The 17,385-nt window shown below is 53.8% G+C and carries 13 protein-coding genes; 5 read left to right on the top strand and 8 right to left on the bottom strand.

Going from position 1 to position 17,385, the window contains the following annotated elements; all coding sequences use genetic code 11:
* Positions 1-19: 19 nt before the first annotated feature.
* From wecA to trxA, 3 genes are all read right to left on the bottom strand, one after another.
* Complete coding sequence (gene wecA / locus ACRQ84_RS16045) at positions 20-1,093, bottom strand: UDP-N-acetylglucosamine--undecaprenyl-phosphate N-acetylglucosaminephosphotransferase (RefSeq protein WP_064738177.1); 1,074 nt, start codon at positions 1,091-1,093, stop codon at positions 20-22.
* Positions 1,094-1,371: 278 nt separating this feature from the next.
* Entirely contained in the window at positions 1,372-2,631 is a 1,260-nt protein-coding gene (gene rho, locus ACRQ84_RS16040) for a transcription termination factor Rho (protein ID WP_008105744.1), read from the bottom strand.
* A gap of 345 nt (positions 2,632-2,976) precedes the next feature.
* On the bottom strand, positions 2,977-3,309 hold the full coding sequence (trxA, locus tag ACRQ84_RS16035) for a thioredoxin TrxA (RefSeq protein WP_008105741.1): 333 nt from the start codon (positions 3,307-3,309) through the stop codon (positions 2,977-2,979).
* 117 nt (positions 3,310-3,426) lie between these two features.
* Between trxA and rhlB the strand changes: the two genes are divergently transcribed.
* Positions 3,427-4,722 (top strand): ATP-dependent RNA helicase RhlB, encoded by a 1,296-nt coding sequence (gene rhlB, locus ACRQ84_RS16030; protein WP_483816571.1) that lies wholly within the window; start codon positions 3,427-3,429, stop codon positions 4,720-4,722.
* A 7-nt stretch (positions 4,723-4,729) separates the two neighbouring features.
* Entirely contained in the window at positions 4,730-6,214 is a 1,485-nt protein-coding gene (gene ppx / locus ACRQ84_RS16025; RefSeq protein WP_483816570.1) for an exopolyphosphatase, read from the top strand.
* 69 nt (positions 6,215-6,283) lie between these two features.
* Here the strand turns inward: ppx and rep are convergent, their stop codons facing one another.
* Positions 6,284-8,305 carry a DNA helicase Rep gene (gene rep, locus ACRQ84_RS16020; RefSeq protein WP_061719352.1) on the bottom strand — a complete coding sequence of 674 codons (2,022 nt, stop codon included), beginning with the start codon at positions 8,303-8,305 and terminating at the stop codon, positions 6,284-6,286.
* 72 nt (positions 8,306-8,377) lie between these two features.
* On the opposite strand from rep, the gene ppiC reads away from it, so the two are divergent.
* The gene (gene ppiC / locus ACRQ84_RS16015; protein WP_008105734.1) at positions 8,378-8,659 is read left to right on the top strand and encodes a peptidylprolyl isomerase PpiC; all 282 of its coding nucleotides are present in this window, start codon (positions 8,378-8,380) and stop codon (positions 8,657-8,659) included.
* Here the strand turns inward: ppiC and ACRQ84_RS16010 are convergent, their stop codons facing one another.
* Both ACRQ84_RS16010 and pdeH read right to left on the bottom strand, forming a co-directional pair.
* Positions 8,660-10,720, bottom strand: a complete 2,061-nt coding sequence (locus ACRQ84_RS16010) for an AsmA family protein (protein WP_064738181.1) — start codon at positions 10,718-10,720, stop codon at positions 8,660-8,662. It abuts the gene before it with no gap.
* A 61-nt stretch (positions 10,721-10,781) separates the two neighbouring features.
* Positions 10,782-11,555, bottom strand: a complete 774-nt coding sequence (pdeH, locus tag ACRQ84_RS16005; protein WP_064738182.1) for a cyclic-guanylate-specific phosphodiesterase — start codon at positions 11,553-11,555, stop codon at positions 10,782-10,784.
* A gap of 282 nt (positions 11,556-11,837) precedes the next feature.
* Between pdeH and ACRQ84_RS16000 the strand changes: the two genes are divergently transcribed.
* Positions 11,838-12,770 (top strand): 2-dehydro-3-deoxygluconokinase, encoded by a 933-nt coding sequence (locus tag ACRQ84_RS16000; RefSeq protein ID WP_483816569.1) that lies wholly within the window; start codon positions 11,838-11,840, stop codon positions 12,768-12,770.
* Positions 12,771-13,167: 397 nt separating this feature from the next.
* Positions 13,168-14,040, top strand: coding sequence for an alpha/beta hydrolase (locus ACRQ84_RS15995; protein ID WP_064738184.1), 873 nt, complete (start codon positions 13,168-13,170; stop codon positions 14,038-14,040).
* 188 nt (positions 14,041-14,228) lie between these two features.
* Here ACRQ84_RS15995 and ACRQ84_RS15990 read toward each other — a convergent pair whose 3' ends face one another.
* The gene (locus ACRQ84_RS15990) at positions 14,229-15,737 is read right to left on the bottom strand and encodes a M16 family metallopeptidase (protein WP_483816568.1); all 1,509 of its coding nucleotides are present in this window, start codon (positions 15,735-15,737) and stop codon (positions 14,229-14,231) included.
* A gap of 245 nt (positions 15,738-15,982) precedes the next feature.
* A complete protein-coding gene (locus ACRQ84_RS15985) occupies positions 15,983-17,263 on the bottom strand; it encodes a dicarboxylate/amino acid:cation symporter (protein WP_064738186.1) in 1,281 nt (426 codons plus the stop codon).
* Between the last annotated feature and the right edge of the window lie 122 nt (positions 17,264-17,385).

Genomic DNA, 17,385 nt, shown 5'->3' with positions numbered 1-17,385 from the left:
AGGGTACTTTCTGGGCAATTTATTTTTTATCTTCACTGCTTTGCCAGCGACGTTTGATGCGACGGATTTTGCGCGCCACGCGCCAGGCGTGTTTCAGGCAGTAGCCGTAAAGGAGGAACGCCATCATGAACAGCACCAGCATCACCCATTCCGGGATAAATGCCAGATATTCACCGAGCACACCAATCCCCGCCAAAATCGCCGCGGCCACGGTAATCAGTAGAAATGCCTGACGTGAAGTGAAGCCAGCGCGCATGATCAAATGGTGAATGTGCTGACGGTCAGCGGAAAACGGGCTCATGCCTTTACGTAAACGGCGATACATAATCGCCACCATGTCCATCAGCGGAATAGCGATCAGCCATAGCGCGGTGACAGGTGTGATCGGATGGCTCAGGCCTTGGGTCGTTTCCAGCAGAATCCAGATGATGGTGAAACCGATCATGGTACTGCCGGCATCGCCCATAAACACTTTGTAGCGACGGCCAATCAAGCCGAGATTGAGCAAGATATAAGGAATGGTGGCGGCGATCATCGCAAAGCACCACATGGCGAGGCTGGTTTGGCCATCGAAATAGAGAATGATGCCGATGGCGGCAAAGGTGACGCTGGAGAGGCCGCCAAGCAGGCCATCAATCCCATCCACCATGTTGAAGGCGTTGATCGCTGCCCACACGGCAAAAAGCGTCAATACATAACCAAAGGGACCGACGATCAGCTCTACCGGCCCAATAATAAAGCCCAGACTGAGTAAATAGAGTTTGGCGCCGATCATCATGACAAGGGCAACAACTGCCTGCACCAGCGCGCGGATTTTGACGCTGATATCAAAGCGATCATCCAATGCGCCAACCAGCACCAATACGCCCGCGCAGCTCAGATAAAGCATCGCATGCGGCAAATAATAGTTTGAGATAGCAAAAGCGAAGCAGATTCCCGCATACACGGAAATACCGCCCACTAACGGAATGGCGCCATGATGCCGTTTTCTGGAGTTTGGTGTGTCCACTAGCCCAATTTTTTTAGCTGCTTTACGAGCAAAAAATAGGAACACTAAAGTAAAAAGAAAAACTAAACCAAGCTCAGTACTCATAGTGAGTAAATTCACGTTAATGCTCTCAGCTAAAATCGTGGACAACAATATGCAAAACACCCGCCATTGCCGTATATCCCTATTCCGAATTCTGCTGCAGAAAAGTCTGAATGCTGAAAAAACAAACGAATCTCTGCCACAGTCATTATAAAAGCTTCCTGACTGCGCTAATCCTAATGCCCATAAATAAAAAACGCCACGTTAAGACGTGGCGTTAGCAATATTTCCTGGCAAATTGTGCGAATCACCGCTTGGCTTAGCGACTCGCCTTTCGCAACTTAGGAACGCTTCATCATATCGAAGAATTCGTCGTTAGTTTTAGTCATTGCCAGTTTATTGATGAGGAACTCCATCGCGTCAATTTCACCCATTGGATGGATGATTTTGCGCAGGATCCACATCTTCTGCAGCTCTTCCTGAGTGGTGAGCAGCTCTTCTTTACGCGTACCGGAACGATTGTAATCAATCGCAGGGAATACACGCTTCTCGGCGATTTTACGCGAGAGGTGCAATTCCATGTTACCTGTACCTTTAAACTCTTCGTAAATCACTTCGTCCATCTTCGAACCGGTATCAACCAGCGCGGTCGCGATGATGGTCAGGCTGCCGCCCTCTTCCACGTTACGTGCCGCACCGAAGAAACGCTTCGGACGATGCAGGGCGTTAGCATCCACACCACCGGTCAGGACTTTACCTGATGCTGGAACCACGGTGTTGTAGGCACGCGCCAGACGCGTAATGGAGTCAAGCAAGATGATCACGTCTTTCTTGTGCTCAACCAGGCGCTTAGCCTTCTCGATCACCATTTCAGCAACCTGCACGTGACGTGACGCTGGCTCATCAAAGGTCGAAGCGATCACTTCACCTTTAACCAGACGTTGCATCTCGGTGACTTCTTCCGGACGTTCGTCGATCAGCAGCACCATCAGCAGGCAATCTGGATAGTTGTAAGCGATGCTCTGCGCGATGTTCTGCAGCAGCATGGTTTTACCCGCTTTCGGCGGCGCTACAATCAGACCACGTTGACCACGACCAATCGGTGAAGCCAAATCCAGTACGCGTGCAGTAAGGTCTTCAGTCGAGCCATTACCGCGCTCCATACGCATACGCTTGCTGGCGTGCAGCGGCGTAAGGTTTTCAAACAGAATTTTGTTACGTGCGTTTTCCGGCTTGTCATAGTTAACTTCGTTAACTTTCAACAGCGCAAAGTAGCGTTCACCTTCTTTTGGCGGGCGAATCTTGCCAGAAATGGTGTCACCCGTGCGGAGGTTGAAACGGCGGATTTGGCTAGGAGAGACGTAGATATCATCGGGACCGGCGAGGTAGGAGCTATCTCCAGAACGGAGGAAACCAAATCCGTCCTGCAATATCTCTAGCACACCATCACCAAAGATGTCTTCGCCGCTTTTTGCGTGCTGTTTCAGGATAGAGAAAATAATATCCTGCTTGCGCATACGCGCCTGGTTTTCCAGCCCCATATTTTCGCCGAGGGTAATCAGCTCAGAAACCGGCGTATTCTTTAATTCGGTAAGATTCATAGTGATGGGTTCTTAAACTCGGGGTAATTCTCGAAATGATTGTCGTGAGTGGTATGGCAAAAATTCCATGCCTGTTAATGGCTCTTTTTCAACTCAACTCGACGATTATCGTCAGATGTGGCGATAGGAAACGAGGAGACGGTCGAAAGATGATGCCGAATGTGCTAGTCATCAGATTGCCAAACCACGATAACGTTCATTGCGAGTAGGGTCTGACAAGGGAAAACTTAGATGCAAACTACAAGGTAAGAGCGTAATGCAGTGAACTCAACTTAACACGCTTAAAGTGAGACGTCCAGCAGTGGAGAAAAAATTCACCACTGCTGAACAAACACCGCGCCGGGCTTAGGCCAGGTTGGCGTTCAGGAACTCTTTCAGCTGCCCTTTTGACAGTGCGCCAACCTTGGTTGCTGCCACTTCGCCGTTCTTGAACAGCAGCAGAGTTGGGATACCGCGGATGCCATATTTTGGCGCAGTACCCGGGTTGTCATCAATATTCAACTTAGCGATGGTAAGTTTACCTTCGTACTCTTCTGCGACTTCGTCGAGAATTGGGGCGATCATTTTGCAAGGACCACACCATTCAGCCCAGAAATCAACCAGAGTGACACCGTCTGCTTTCAGTACGTCTGTGTCGAAACTGTCATCGGTCAAGTGAACGATCTTATCGCTGCTCATGTTTAACTCCAAAAGATTGCGCCTGGCGAATTGGCGGAAATGATACCAACGTAGGTTGACTTTATTTCATCGGATACGCTTTCGTAAAGCGCTAGTAAGCTGATATTCTACCACACTATGAGCAAAACACACTTAACTGAACAGAAGTTTTCCGACTTCGCCCTGCACCCTCAGGTGATAGAAGCCCTTGATACTAAAGGCTTTAGCCACTGCACGCCTATACAGGCGCTCGCGTTGCCTCTTACGCTTACAGGGCGTGATGTTGCGGGTCAGGCGCAAACCGGTACCGGCAAAACGATGGCGTTCCTTACGTCAACGTTTCATTATCTTCTTTCTCATCCTGCCGCAGAAGGCCGCCAGATCAATCAGCCCCGTGCGCTGATCATGGCCCCAACGCGTGAGCTCGCCGTACAAATTCATGCCGATGCTGAACCGTTAGCGAAGGTCACTGGCTTAAAGCTGGGCCTTGCATATGGTGGCGACGGCTACGATAAACAGCTGAAAGTGCTGGCTGATGGCGTCGATATTCTGGTGGGCACCACCGGCCGTTTAATCGACTATGCCAAGCAGAACCACGTCAATCTGGGCGCGATTCAGGTTGTTGTGCTGGATGAAGCCGATCGCATGTTCGATCTCGGTTTTATTAAAGATATTCGTTGGCTGTTCCGCCGCATGCCGCCGGCCACCCAACGCCTGAGTATGCTGTTTTCTGCTACCTTGTCTTACCGCGTGCGTGAACTGGCGTTTGAGCACATGAACAACGCCGAATACGTGGAAGTGGAACCCGAGCAGAAAACCGGTCACCGCATTAAAGAAGAGCTTTTCTACCCTTCAAACGAAGAGAAAATGCGTTTGCTACAAACGCTGATTGAAGAAGAGTGGCCGGATCGCGCCATCATCTTTGCCAATACTAAACACCGCTGTGAAGACATTTGGGGCCATCTGGCTGCCGATGGTCATCGCGTTGGCCTACTGACCGGCGATGTGGCACAGAAAAAACGTCTGCGTATCCTCGATGATTTCACCAAAGGTGATGTGGATATCCTGGTTGCCACCGACGTTGCGGCACGTGGACTGCACATTCCTGCGGTAACGCATGTGTTCAACTACGATTTGCCTGACGATCGCGAAGACTACGTTCACCGCATTGGTCGTACGGGCCGCGCGGGTGCCAGCGGACATTCAATCAGCCTGGCATGCGAAGAGTACGCGCTGAACCTGCCGGCGATCGAAGAGTATATCGGTCACGGTATTCCAGTCAGCAAGTACAACAGCGATGCGTTGATGAGCGAGCTGCCACCGCCGAAACGTCTGCAACGCAGTCGTTCAGGAAACGGCCCACGCCGTGGCGGGAACAACAGTAACCGTCGGAGCGGCGCGCCGCGCAATAGCAACCGTAAACGTTCGGGTTAAGCACACCATGCTAAGCGCATCGTCACTTTATGCAGCGATTGATTTAGGTTCTAACAGCTTTCATATGTTGGTGGTGCGCGAGGTATCTGGCAGTATTCAGACCGTCGCGCGGATTAAACGCAAAGTGCGTCTGGCTGCGGGCCTCGACAAAGCCAATCATCTCTCTGCAGAGGCGATGCAACGTGGCTGGCAATGCCTGAAGTTGTTCTCTGAACAGCTACAGGATATTCCTCCCGAACAAATCCGCGTGGTGGCAACCGCCACGCTGCGCATTGCGAACAATGCGCAGGATTTCCTCACGACGGCTGAACAAATTCTTGGCTGCGCGGTAAATGTTATCAGCGGCGAAGAAGAAGCACGTCTGATTTATCAGGGTGTTGCGCACACAACCGGCGGTTCCGATCAGCGTTTAGTGGTCGATATCGGCGGTGGTAGCACCGAACTGGTGACTGGCGAAGGTTCGCACGCGACCACGCTGTTTAGCTTGTCGATGGGCTGCGTAACCTGGCTTGAACGCTATTTTAGCGATCGTCATTTGGCAAAAGAGAATTTCGAGCAGGCTGAACAGGCCGCGCGCGCGATGATCCGCCCGGTAGCCGCTGCGCTGCGTGAAAAAGGCTGGCAGATCTGCGTGGGTGCTTCAGGCACCGTGCAAGCGTTGCAGGAAATTATGATGGCGCAGGGTATGGATGAACGCATCACCCTGAGCAAGCTGCAACAGCTGAAACAGCGCGCGATTCAATGCGGCAAGCTGGAAGAGTTGGAAATTGAAGGATTGACGCTGGAGCGCGCATTAGTGTTCCCCAGCGGATTATCGATCCTCATCGCCATCTTCGAGGAACTGAGCATTGAAGGCATGACGCTGGCCGGTGGCGCACTGCGCGAAGGTTTAGTGTATGGCATGCTGCATCTGCCGGTTGATCGTGATATCCGCAGCCGCACGCTGCAAAATGTACAACGCCGTTTTGCCATTGATATTGATCAGGCCAGTCGCGTACGCCAGCTGGCGGAGAGTTTCTTCCGTCAGGTCAGCAGCAGCTGGAAGCTGGATAACCGATGTCGCGATCTGCTACTGAGCGCCTGCTCTATCCACGAAATTGGCCTGAGCGTCGATTTCCGCCAGGCCCCGCAGCACGCCGCTTATCTGATTCGTCATCTTGATCTTCCTGGCTTTACTCCCGCACAGAAAAAAATGCTGGCCTGCCTGTTGCAGAACCAAAGTGGCAGCATTGATCTCGCATTGCTGACACAGCAAAACGCGGTGCCGCCGCGCATGGCCGAACGTTTGAGTCGTTTGCTGCGCTTAGCGATTATTTTCTCGAGCCGACGTCGTGATGACACCTTACCCGCTGTGCGTTTACAGGCAGATGATGATGCGCTGCATTTGACGCTGCCTGCCGGTTGGCGCGAAGCGCATCCGCTGCGTTCTGAGCTGCTGGAGCAGGAGAGTCATTATCAGTCGTATGTGCACTGGTTATTGACGATTTCCTGATGGTCAGGCGGCATAAATGCCGCCCCTACACTCAACGTAGGGTCGCCATTCATGGCGACCACCACAACCTCAACCCTTCTTCGCGTTCTCAAGCATCGCTCTTAACCCGGCAACGCGCGTCTGTCCGGTCTTCACGCGCTCTTCTGCACTCACCACTTTTTTCTCACGCTCCCACACCACATCGTCCTGCGGCAGTTCCAACAGGAAGCGACTCGGTTCCGGGCGCATCAGCTCGCCATACTGGCGGCGTTCGCGACACAGCGTAAAGGTCAGCTCTTTCTGCGCACGCGTAATGCCCACATAGGCCAGACGACGCTCTTCTTCGATATTGTTCTCATCGATGCTGCTCTGATGCGGCAGCAAACCCTCTTCCATGCCGACCAGATAGACATACGGGAACTCCAGCCCTTTCGATGCGTGCAACGTCATCAGCTGCACCTGATCAAGCTCCTCGTCGCTCTCACCGCGCTCCATCATGTCGCGCAGCGTAAAGCGCGTCACCACCTGCGCCAGCGTCATCGGTTCGTTCAGCTCATCCCCTTCCAGCATCTCGGTCATCCACTGGAACAGCAGGTTGACGTTTTTCATGCGCATCTCGGCCGCTTTCGGGCTGGGCGAAGTTTCAAACAGCCAGCTTTCGTAATCGATGCCACGAATCAGATCGCGCACCGCATTAACCGGCTCACGCTCGGTCAGTTGAACGATCTCATTCAGCCAGTGCGTAAAGCGTTGCAGATGCTCCAGCCCGCGCCCGCTTAGCGTTTGCTCCAGCCCCATATCAAAGCTGGCGTGATACAGGCTTTTATTGCGCAGGTTGGCCCATTCGCCCAGTTTTTGCAGCGTGGCCGGTCCAATCTCACGGCGCGGCGTATTCACGATACGCAGAAACGCACTGTCATCTTCCTGATTGGTCAGCACGCGCAGGTAAGCCAGTAAATCTTTGATTTCCGGACGCGAGAAGAACGACGTGCCGCCAGAGATGCGATAGGGAATACGGTTCTGCATCAACTGCTTTTCAAACACGCGCGACTGATGATTGCCGCGATAGAGAATAGCGTAATCTTTGTAGGCGGTTTTATTGATGAAGTGATGCGCGATCAGTTCGCCCGCCACGCGTTCCGCTTCGTGGTCTTCGTTGTTAGCGCTCAGTACTTTCAGCTCGCTACCCTGCCCCAGTTCAGAGAACAGGCGCTTCTCGAACACGTGCGGATTGTTAGCGATAAGGATGTTGGCGGATTTCAGGATGCGCTGCGTCGAGCGGTAATTTTGCTCCAGCTTCACCACTTCCAGCGCCGGGAAATCCTGTTGCAACAGCACCAGGTTTTGCGGACGCGCACCTCGCCATGAGTAAATTGACTGATCGTCGTCGCCGACCACGGTAAAGCGCGCCCGCGCACCCACCAGCAGCTTCACCAGCTCATATTGGCTGGTGTTAGTGTCCTGATACTCATCCACCAGCAAATAGCGAATGCGCTGCTGCCAGCGTTCACGTACTTCCTGATTGCGCTGCAGCAACAGCGTTGGCAACGCAATTAAATCGTCGAAATCCAGCACGTTGCAGGATTTCAGGTGTTGGTCATACAGCTGATAACAGTGCGCAAAAATCTGGTCGCGCTGCGATTGCGCCAGGCCTGCCGCGCCCTGTGGATCGACCAGATCGTTCTTCCAGTTGGAGATGGTGGAAATCAGCTGCTGCAACAGCGTTTTGTCCTCTTCCAGCCACTGTTTGGTCAGGTCTTTTAATAGCGCAAGCTGGTCCTGATCGTCGAACAGCGAAAAGCTAGCTTTCATTCCCAGCGCTTTGTACTCGCGCTTGATGATCTCAAGCCCCAGCGTATGGAAGGTTGAAATCATCAGGCCGCGCGCCTCTTTACGTCCCAGCGTTTGTGCCACACGCTCTTTCATCTCGCGCGAGGCTTTATTGGTAAAGGTCACGGCGGCGATATGGCGCGCCTGATAGCCGCATTCGCGGATCAGGTGGGCGATCTTATTGGTAATCACGCGGGTTTTACCTGAACCAGCACCGGCCAGCACCAGGCAAGGACCGGTGACAAATTCGACAGCCCGTTGTTGGCCGGGGTTTAAACGCATAACGGAATTCGCTCAGTTGAATCAAATGAAAGGAGGGTATAATGGGCGGATTATACACATTAGGACGATATCATGGCGAAAACCGCGGCGGCTTTACATATCCTCGTGAAAGAGGAAGCGCAGGCCAAATCCCTGCTGGCGCAGCTTGAGAAAGGCGCGAACTTCCAGCAGCTCGCAAAGAAACATTCCACTTGCCCATCCGGGCGCAACGGCGGTGATTTGGGGGAGTTCCGTAAAGGACAAATGGTGCCGGCATTTGATAAGGCGGTCTTCTCCTGTCCGCTATTACAGCCTTATGGACCGGTGAAAACCGCCTTTGGTTACCACATCATAAAAGTGTTGTGGCGTAACTGATTACTTCTGATTCTTCATCTGCTGCAGTACCTTACTGCATTGATTTTCGTCAGTGTCGCTTGGCGAAATCAGTGCGACCAGGGCGGCGGCAGGTGCAACGACGGCACCCAGCGCGATCGCTGCGGCTCCGCGCGCAATCAGCGGCCCCGCTTTCACACCGGCATCCGGATTTTTAAAGGTGCCGCGCACATAAAGCGGCGAACGCAGCGTGATAATGCGAATCCCTTTACTCTCCGGATTGATCGACAAGTCCAGTCGTTCATTAGCGAAGTTGACATTGCCGTCCACATTGATCACCGCATTCTCGGTATCCAGCAGGAACAGCTTCGGCGTCGCTAAGCCCTGACGGATATTCAGATCGGTGGCCGCGCAATTGATTTTCACCTCATCATCGCCGAACAGTTTACCCACCACATAGTTGCCGACATTCAGTCCGGCAATTTCCATCAGGCTGCGGCTGATGAGGCCATCATTCATCAGTAACTTCAGCTCACCATTGCTGGTGCCCAGCAGATCTGCCACCGAATTGCCGGTGCCGCTCAGCGTGGCATCGCCGTTAAGCTGGCCCAAACTGTTTTGCATCGCGGTGACATCCGGGAACAACTGACGCAGGCGCAGCTTACGCGCATGCAAATCGGCGCGTCCGCGCATTGGGCTGCGATCGCCTTCCAGATGAATAGTGGAGTTAATGCTGCCGCCCGCCATACCGAAGCGCAACGGATCGAGCAGTAAGTCACCCTTTTTCAATTGCAGATGCGTGTAGAGATCGCTTAACGGCAGCTTGCTACTGTGTTCAATGCGTTTACCGCTGAACTTCACATCCGCATCCATCACGTCCCAACTTTTGGTATCGAACTTGTCATGCGGCAATACGCGATCGGCTGGCTGCGATGCTGCGTCACCGCGCTGCGCTTTGGCCTGCTGCGTTTTCTCGCTGCCTTTGCCCGAATCGACGCCAATTAGCGGCCCCAAATCTTCCATACGCAGCTGATTCGAGGTGAGTTCACCGGTTAACGTTGGACGCGGTTTGCCCTGACGATAGCTAAGCGAACCGTGAATATCGCTATCGCCAATGTGGCCGTTAAACTTCTCGTAACGGAATAGCGGCCCTTTCTCCTCGTTGAAACGCGCAATCAAATGACCGTCGGTTTCATACGGCGGCGTATCGGGCAACAGCACGCCAGTCAGGCCATACAGATTGGCCAACGTGTCACCGGCGAAGCGCAGACGCACATCCAGCCCACCAAGATTAAGCGGATCCTGCAAGGTGCCATCAATGCGCACGCGCGTGGTGCCATTGCGTACATCCACCTGCAGCGGGAACGGCGTGTTTTTACTGCGCAGCGATAACATGCCGCCAATTTTACCCTCGCCATCCAGCTTCTGATTGTTGTAAGTACCGTTCGCCTGCCAGCCAAAGACAAAATCACCTGCGCCTTTTTGCTGATCGTCACCACCCGCAACCTGTGCGTACGGCACCGGTTTGCCCAGCGGATTAATCGTTACCGTGACATCGGCTTTGTTGATCGCGTCGCGATAGCGCACTTGTCCTTGATCGAACAGGATGTTGTCGAGGCGGAAGGACCAGGCAGAAGGCGCAGCATTGGCATCACTGCTATCGCTGCTGGCTAAATCGAAGGTCCAGTTGTTCTTTTTGTCAGCGGTTTGCACCAGCCGCGCATCCGGCTTTTGCATTTTGATCCATGGCAGGTAAATCTGCTTGTGCAGCAGCGCCAGCGGCGCAATCGTCGCTTCGACCCGCTGCAAATGCACCATGGTGACGTCAGCAAGGGTTGGCGGATTACCAAGCATCACATCGTCGGCATGCACCTGCGGCCACGGCACCCAACTGCGCCAGCCGGGCTCTTCGCGATTGCGTACCCAAGCCACGCCGAGATCGCCGCGAATGGCAAAAGGTCGGTTCAGCTCGGCTGAAACTTTTTGATTAATCGTTGGTTTCAGGCGGTTCCAGTCAAAGGTGGCGATGATCACCACAATCACTACAACCAATAACAAAAAAATCCCGAACACCCAGCTCAGGATCTTTCGAGTACGTGACATATTGCTTCCTCCTTGCCCTTCCACGTCTGACTAAGGATAGTCGAGACGCCGCGGAACGGGATCAGGGAAGCTCAAGTGCCATGCGTTCCAGCTCGCTAAACGGCACCGGACGCGAGAAGAAATAGCCCTGCGCCGCCATGGCGGGCGAGCTGCGCACCTGTTGCCACTCCTCTTCAGTTTCTACGCCTTCCACGATAACGCCGTTACAGTAACGGTTGATTAACGCCAGCAGCATTGAAAACATCGAGCGACCTTCATCACTGGCGCGCAGCAGCATAAACAGCTCGCGGGACAGTTTGATGTAGTCGTAACGCAGTTCGGTCAGCGCGGAGAAGTTCGCCATGCCGGAGCCAAAATCATCCAGCCACAGCGGGCCGAGTTCTGGCATCTTCGCCACCATCTCTTCCTGCGGCAGCGCATGATGTTCCGTCAGTTCGAAGCGCACCCACGGCAGCTGGGCGATCAGAGAGCGAATCGACTCATGCTGCTCAATCTCCATCAACGTTGGACCGTCAATATTTACCGATGCCACCAGCTGATGCTGATTGAAAAATTGTGACCATTTTATCAGCAGTTGCAGTTGTTCCTCGACGACACCGAGCCGCTGCGCGATATTCAGTGCTTCAAAATAGTCTTCAGGCGACAGCCTTTTTTCTGGCGCCGAGGGATGGGTCACCGCTGTCAATAATTCAATGGCCAGCAAGCGGCCTGAGACCTGGTAAATCGGCTGGAAAGTATAGAATCGTTGGCACTGCTGCCAGAAGAGACGCGTTTCCTGTTGTTGCTCCAGTTCATTTAAAACAGGCAGCCGATGACTCAAATTCTTCATCACCATGGTTTTTTCCTGGTTGGTGTTGAGTGCCTGCAAATAGCATCTCAGCGGCAAGTATCGGCGATCGCAGGGATAACTTTATCGATCTCGTTAGTCCCATGAATAGTTGAGTGTAACAGCCTGCTTCACGCTTAATCGGCAAAACAAACCGCGCTTTGGCCGTTAAATCACCGTAGTGTGGCGCGTTTACAGCCTTAAGTTAAATCAAAACATCGTTTTAAAAATCATTGACGACTGCCATACCAGACGCGAGACTAAGGCAGAATTCACTATAGGCCGAAGACCATGACGCAGAAGAAAATCGCTATTATTGGCGAATGCATGATTGAGCTGTCCGAGAAAGGTGAGAATATCAAACGCGGTTTTGGCGGCGATACGCTAAACACGGCGGTTTATCTGGCGCGTCAGTCAGATAGTCAGCAACTGCGTGTCGATTATGTCACCGCACTTGGCACCGACAGTTTCAGCGATCAGATGATCGCAGCCTGGCAGCAGGAACAAGTACAAACCGCGCTGATTCAGCGCCTCGACAATAAAATGCCAGGTTTGTATTTCATCGAAACCGACCAACATGGCGAGCGTACCTTCTGGTACTGGCGCAACGACGCCGCCGCCCGTTTCTGGCTGGATAGTGCGCAAGCGGATGAGATCTGCCAGCAGCTGGCGCACTACGATTATCTCTATTTGAGCGGTATCAGCCTGGCGATTCTGCCGGCGGCCAGCCGCGACAAATTAATGGCGCTGCTCCGCGCCTGTCGTCAAAACGGCGGCAAGGTGATTTTCGACAACAACTATCGTCCGCGTCTGTGGGCCGATAAACCCAGCGCTCAGCAAGCCTATGCCGAGATGCTGCGCCATACCGACATGGCGTTCCTGACGCTCGACGACGAAGATCTGCTGTGGGGCGAACAGCCGCTGGACGCGGTGATTGCTCGCACACGCGCAGCCGGCGTGCAGGAGATTGCCATCAAACGCGGCGCTGATTCCTGTCTGGTGGCGGTCGGTGATGAACCGCTGCGAGAAGTGGCTGCCATCAAACTGGCGAAAGAGAAAGTGATCGATACCACGGCGGCAGGCGACTCATTCAGTGCTGGGTATCTGGCGGTGCGTTTGGCCGGCGGCAGCGCCGAGGATGCCGCCGCACGCGGTCATCTCACCGCCAGCACGGTGATCCAGCATCGCGGCGCGATTATCCCGCTGAGCGCGATGCCGAAATAAATTAACAAACTGTACCAACCGTAGCGGCGCAATTTATTGCGCGATGAATCGCGCCGCTACAATCCCTGCACTATTCATTACCTATGCTAACAAACCCACCCTCAAAGTTTGGCTTAACGCAGCATTTTTTCCTGCCAATTTCTGCTAATCGCCCAGCTCATCCACTTCTGTAACATCACCCGCCAAATGGCTTTAACCTGGCTTAACATAGCGATTTAAATTCAACGTGTTATGGGCCGAAAAGGGGCCGCCAGGCATAGTCCGAAACTGGCGGAATCAGCGGTTTTCGGCTGGACGTCAGCGTCAAAAAAGACCATGTTTTAATCAATAACAGCAGGATGCTGTTTCTCCGGCCGCGAAAAGAATAACGACAACATGACTCGCTCAGGACTGACTTATGCACACAGAAATTATCAATATCTGGCCCCACGGTGATGCGCCAGGCGCGAGCGATTCGCGCGCTCAGCCGCAGATCGTCGATCTCGCCAAAGAGTACGAACCTTACGATCGCGCAGCCACCGGCGTGCGCTGCCCGGAGATTGCCATCTGGCATCCAGAAACCTCGAACGGTATTACGCTGCTGGTGGCGCCGGGCGGCGGTTATCAACGCGTGTTAATCGATCGTGAAGGCAGCGCGCTCGCTACCTTTTTCACCTCCATGGGTTACACGCTGGCGGTGATGACCTATCGCCTGCCGTATGACGGACACCATGAAGGCCCAGACGCCCCACTGGCCGATGCGCAGCGTGCGGTGCGTGTGCTGCGTGAACGCGCACAACGGGGTATGAACGGCAAATATATCGTGATGATGGGCTTCTCGGCGGGCGGACACGTTGCCGCCAGCCTTGGCACGCGCTTTGGTGACAAACTCTATCCGGTTCAGGATCAGGCCGACAGCTTCTCGCCGCGCCCGGATGCGATGGTATTACTCTATCCGGTGATCAGCATGCGCGAAGGTCTGGCACATGAAGGCGCACGCACCCGCTTGCTCGGCGCGTGGCCGGATCAAAAAATGATTGAGGCGTATTCACTGGAGACGCGCGTGCATGCGCAAACGCCACCGACGCTGCTGATTCACGCCTCCGATGATGAATCGGTGTCGGTGAATAACAGCATGGTGTTCTTCAGCGCGCTGCGCGAGCACAAGGTGCCGGTAGAGATTCATTTCTATCAGAAAGGCGGCCACGGATTTGGTATTCGTGGCGTGGCAGATTTACCGCTCGCCAGCTGGCCGATGCTCGTCACCGAATGGCTTAGAGCCAAAACGTAATCCCCACCAAAATTCGAGTCATGCTCATCAGTTAAGGGATGAAAACCAACATTGCAGCGCGCATAAATCGTAGCGGCGCAATTCATTGCGCGATAAATCGCGCCGCTACAGAATGTGCGATGTGACTAACCGATGGGCATTACGCAATAATTCGAGCCGCAACTGCGACTCGAATTATTTAGGGGATATCACGAAGAAGGTTGGGCCTGTTCCGCCGCGCCTGCACTGTTATCCGGTTTTACTTCATCCGGAGCGGCAGGCGCAGCAGGTGCATCAGGAAGCTTCATCACTTTATCCCAGCCTTCCTGCAGCATTCTCACGTTAGTCTCGGCTTCACCTTGCGGCTGAATCAGCACCATGGTCAGCTCCTGCGACAATTGCTGGCGCAGTTCCTGATTGAGCTGATCACGCGTCATCTCGCTGAGGAAGGTCTGACGCAGCTTCTGATACTGCTCAGGCGCAATGTCTACAACCGAGTTTTGTTGCGAGCGCAGACGCTGCCCCATCAGAATATCGGTGTCGGTACGGGCGTAAGTGGCAAACAGCTTATTGAGTTCCAGCAGCTTCTGCGCCATCAGCGCATCAAATTCTTCCTGCGGTAACCCTTTGTCACGCACGGCCGCCAGCTCTTTCGCCACCTGATTCATATTCTGCGGCAACGAGGCATTTGGGCTGTCCATGTTGATCGAACACTGCGCGCGCTGATAGAGCACACGGCAATCGAAGCCAACCTGCACGCTTTGCGCTTTACTATCAGCCAGTGTGCGCTGCACGTGCCAGAACAGCGCTTCACGCGCTAAATCGCTCTGCCAGTAACGCTGCAGATTCTGTGAATCACGAATCGGTTGCCACGCGGTGTCCCACACCAGCGACAGACGATCCTGACTCATGCCACCATTCACCAGATTAACCGGCTGATGCGGCAGCGGTGACAGCGTCGGTAACACGGCTGGCGCTACACGTTTGCCTTGCAGCGGCGAGAAGGCTTTGTTGATCTGTTCCGCCATGCTGCGGCTATCGACATTCCCCACCACATACAGCGTCATGCCATCGGGCGTGTACCACTGTTGATAGAAGCGGTTGAGCTGGGCGATATCAACTGGCGCGCGCGGTTGCTCGCCCGGATCGTGCGCCAGCATCGCCGAACCTTTCAGGCGATAGCGCCACCAGACATCCTGCGTATTGGCGGGCCAGGTCGCAATCGGATCGGTGGCCGTTAACGCTGTAGAGACAATCTGCTCATTAATCGTCATTTTACCGGCGGTCGCCGCCAGCCAGCTGAGTGCTTCTTTTAACAGATCTGGGCGGTTGTTCGGCAAGCTCAGGTTGTATTGGGTGTAATCGTATGACGAGATGGCGGGCGGCAGCGGACGTTGCGGATCCATGGCTTGTTGCCACAGCGCACGTTGCTGATTGGTGTCCAGCGTGGCGTTATGCACCATCGCTAAACGCGGTAAAAGATGGCTATAGCCGGTTTGTTGCGCGCTCTCCACCAGCGAACCGGTGTTAACAATCAGGCGCAGCTCAATACGATCGCTTGGACGTTGTGGCGTGGTCAGCAGCTGCCAGCTAAAACCATTGTCCAGTTTGCCTTCTTGCCAGGCGGGATCGGGTTGGAGCGTCTCGGCGTGCACGCCAAAACCGGACGCTGCCAGAAGCAATCCGCCAACCAAAAGCCGAATTCTGGTGCCCTGCATGTGAACCCCTACTCAAACAGATCAACGCTCGTTAGCGCGGCATGTTCGGTCACATCTGGGGTGACCGGTGCGGCATTCTGCCGCCACGTTTATTTAATAACAGACTCTTTGACCACAAGAAGGTCAGGATGTCGCGCAACGAGGTAAAAAATCGGGAAAAAAATCAATGGGGTTTATTATGCAAATGCCCGCTGTCAGGGCAAGCGACAGCGGGCATTTCTCGGCAAATTAACGCAAATAGCAGGTTATGCGGCGGTTTCTGGTGCGTTATTCACCTTTTTCGATGAAGAAAGCGTCGCATTCATCTGTTTCTCATCCAGCTGACCGACCCACTTCGCCACCACGATCGTCGCCACGCCATTACCCACCAGATTCGTCAGCGCACGCGCTTCGGACATAAAGCGGTCAATCCCGAGAATCAGCGCCAACCCAGCGACCGGCAGATGTCCCACCGCCGACAAGGTTGCCGCCAGCACGATAAAGCCACTGCCGGTCACGCCCGCTGCGCCTTTTGAGGAGAGCAGCAGCACCACTAACAGCGTGATTTGGTGGAACACATCCATATGCGCGTTGGTCGCCTGCGCAATAAACACCGCCGCCATGGTGAGGTAAATCGAGGTGCCATCAAGATTGAACGAATAGCCGGTTGGAATCACCAATCCCACTACCGATTTCTTACAGCCGACCTTCTCCATCTTATCCAGCATGCGCGGCAGCGCAGACTCGGATGACGATGTGCCCAGTACAATCAGCAGCTCTTCTTTGATGTAAGCAATGAACTTAAAGATGTTGAAGCCAGCAAAACGGGCGATCAGACCCAATACCACCACCACAAACAGCACGCAGGTGAGATAGAAGCAGATGATCAACTGACCGAGTTGCACCAGCGATCCGACGCCATATTTCCCGATGGTAAAGGCCATGGCACCGAACGCACCGATGGGCGCGAGACGCATGATCATGTTGATCACGCCAAAAATCACTTTCGAGAAGCTCTCAATAACGTTGAACATCACCGTGCCCGCACTGCCAAGACGATGCAATGCAAAGCCGAACAGAATGGCGAACAGCAGCACTTGCAGAATGTTACCGCTGGCGAAAGCCCCGATCACACTATTCGGGATGACATCCAGTAAGAAGGCGACAATCCCCTGCTGCTCTGCCTGCTGGGCGTAAACCGCGACCGCTTTGGCATCCAGCGTGGCCGGATCGATATTCATGCCCGCGCCTGGCTGCACCACATTGACGACCACCAAACCGATAATCAGCGCGATGGTGCTGACCACTTCAAAGTACAGCAGCGCCACTGCGCCGGTACGTCCAACGGCTTTCATGCTCTCCATGCCGGCAATACCGGTCACCACCGTACAGAAAATTACGGGGGCGATGATCATCTTGATCAGCTTAACGAAACCATCGCCGAGCGGCTTCATTTGCGCGCCTAACTCAGGATAGAAATGGCCCAACAGGACGCCGATGCCAATGGCAACCAGTACCTGAAAATAGAGGCTTTTTAAGATTTTCATAACAGGTGTCCAGTGAGACGGTTTACACCGCCATTGTTGTGGAGAACGCATGCGGCAAGCCGCCAGAAGCGTAAAACCTTACCGATGGCGAGGAAAATAACACCCTGTTAACAAGATTAATA

It is taken from the genome of Pantoea sp. E2023-21, assembly GCF_051302795.1.
GTDB lineage: Bacteria > Pseudomonadota > Gammaproteobacteria > Enterobacterales > Enterobacteriaceae > Pantoea > Pantoea ludwigii_A.
Note: the sequence above shows the minus strand (reverse complement) of the source record. Positions and strands in the feature narration are given on the sequence as shown.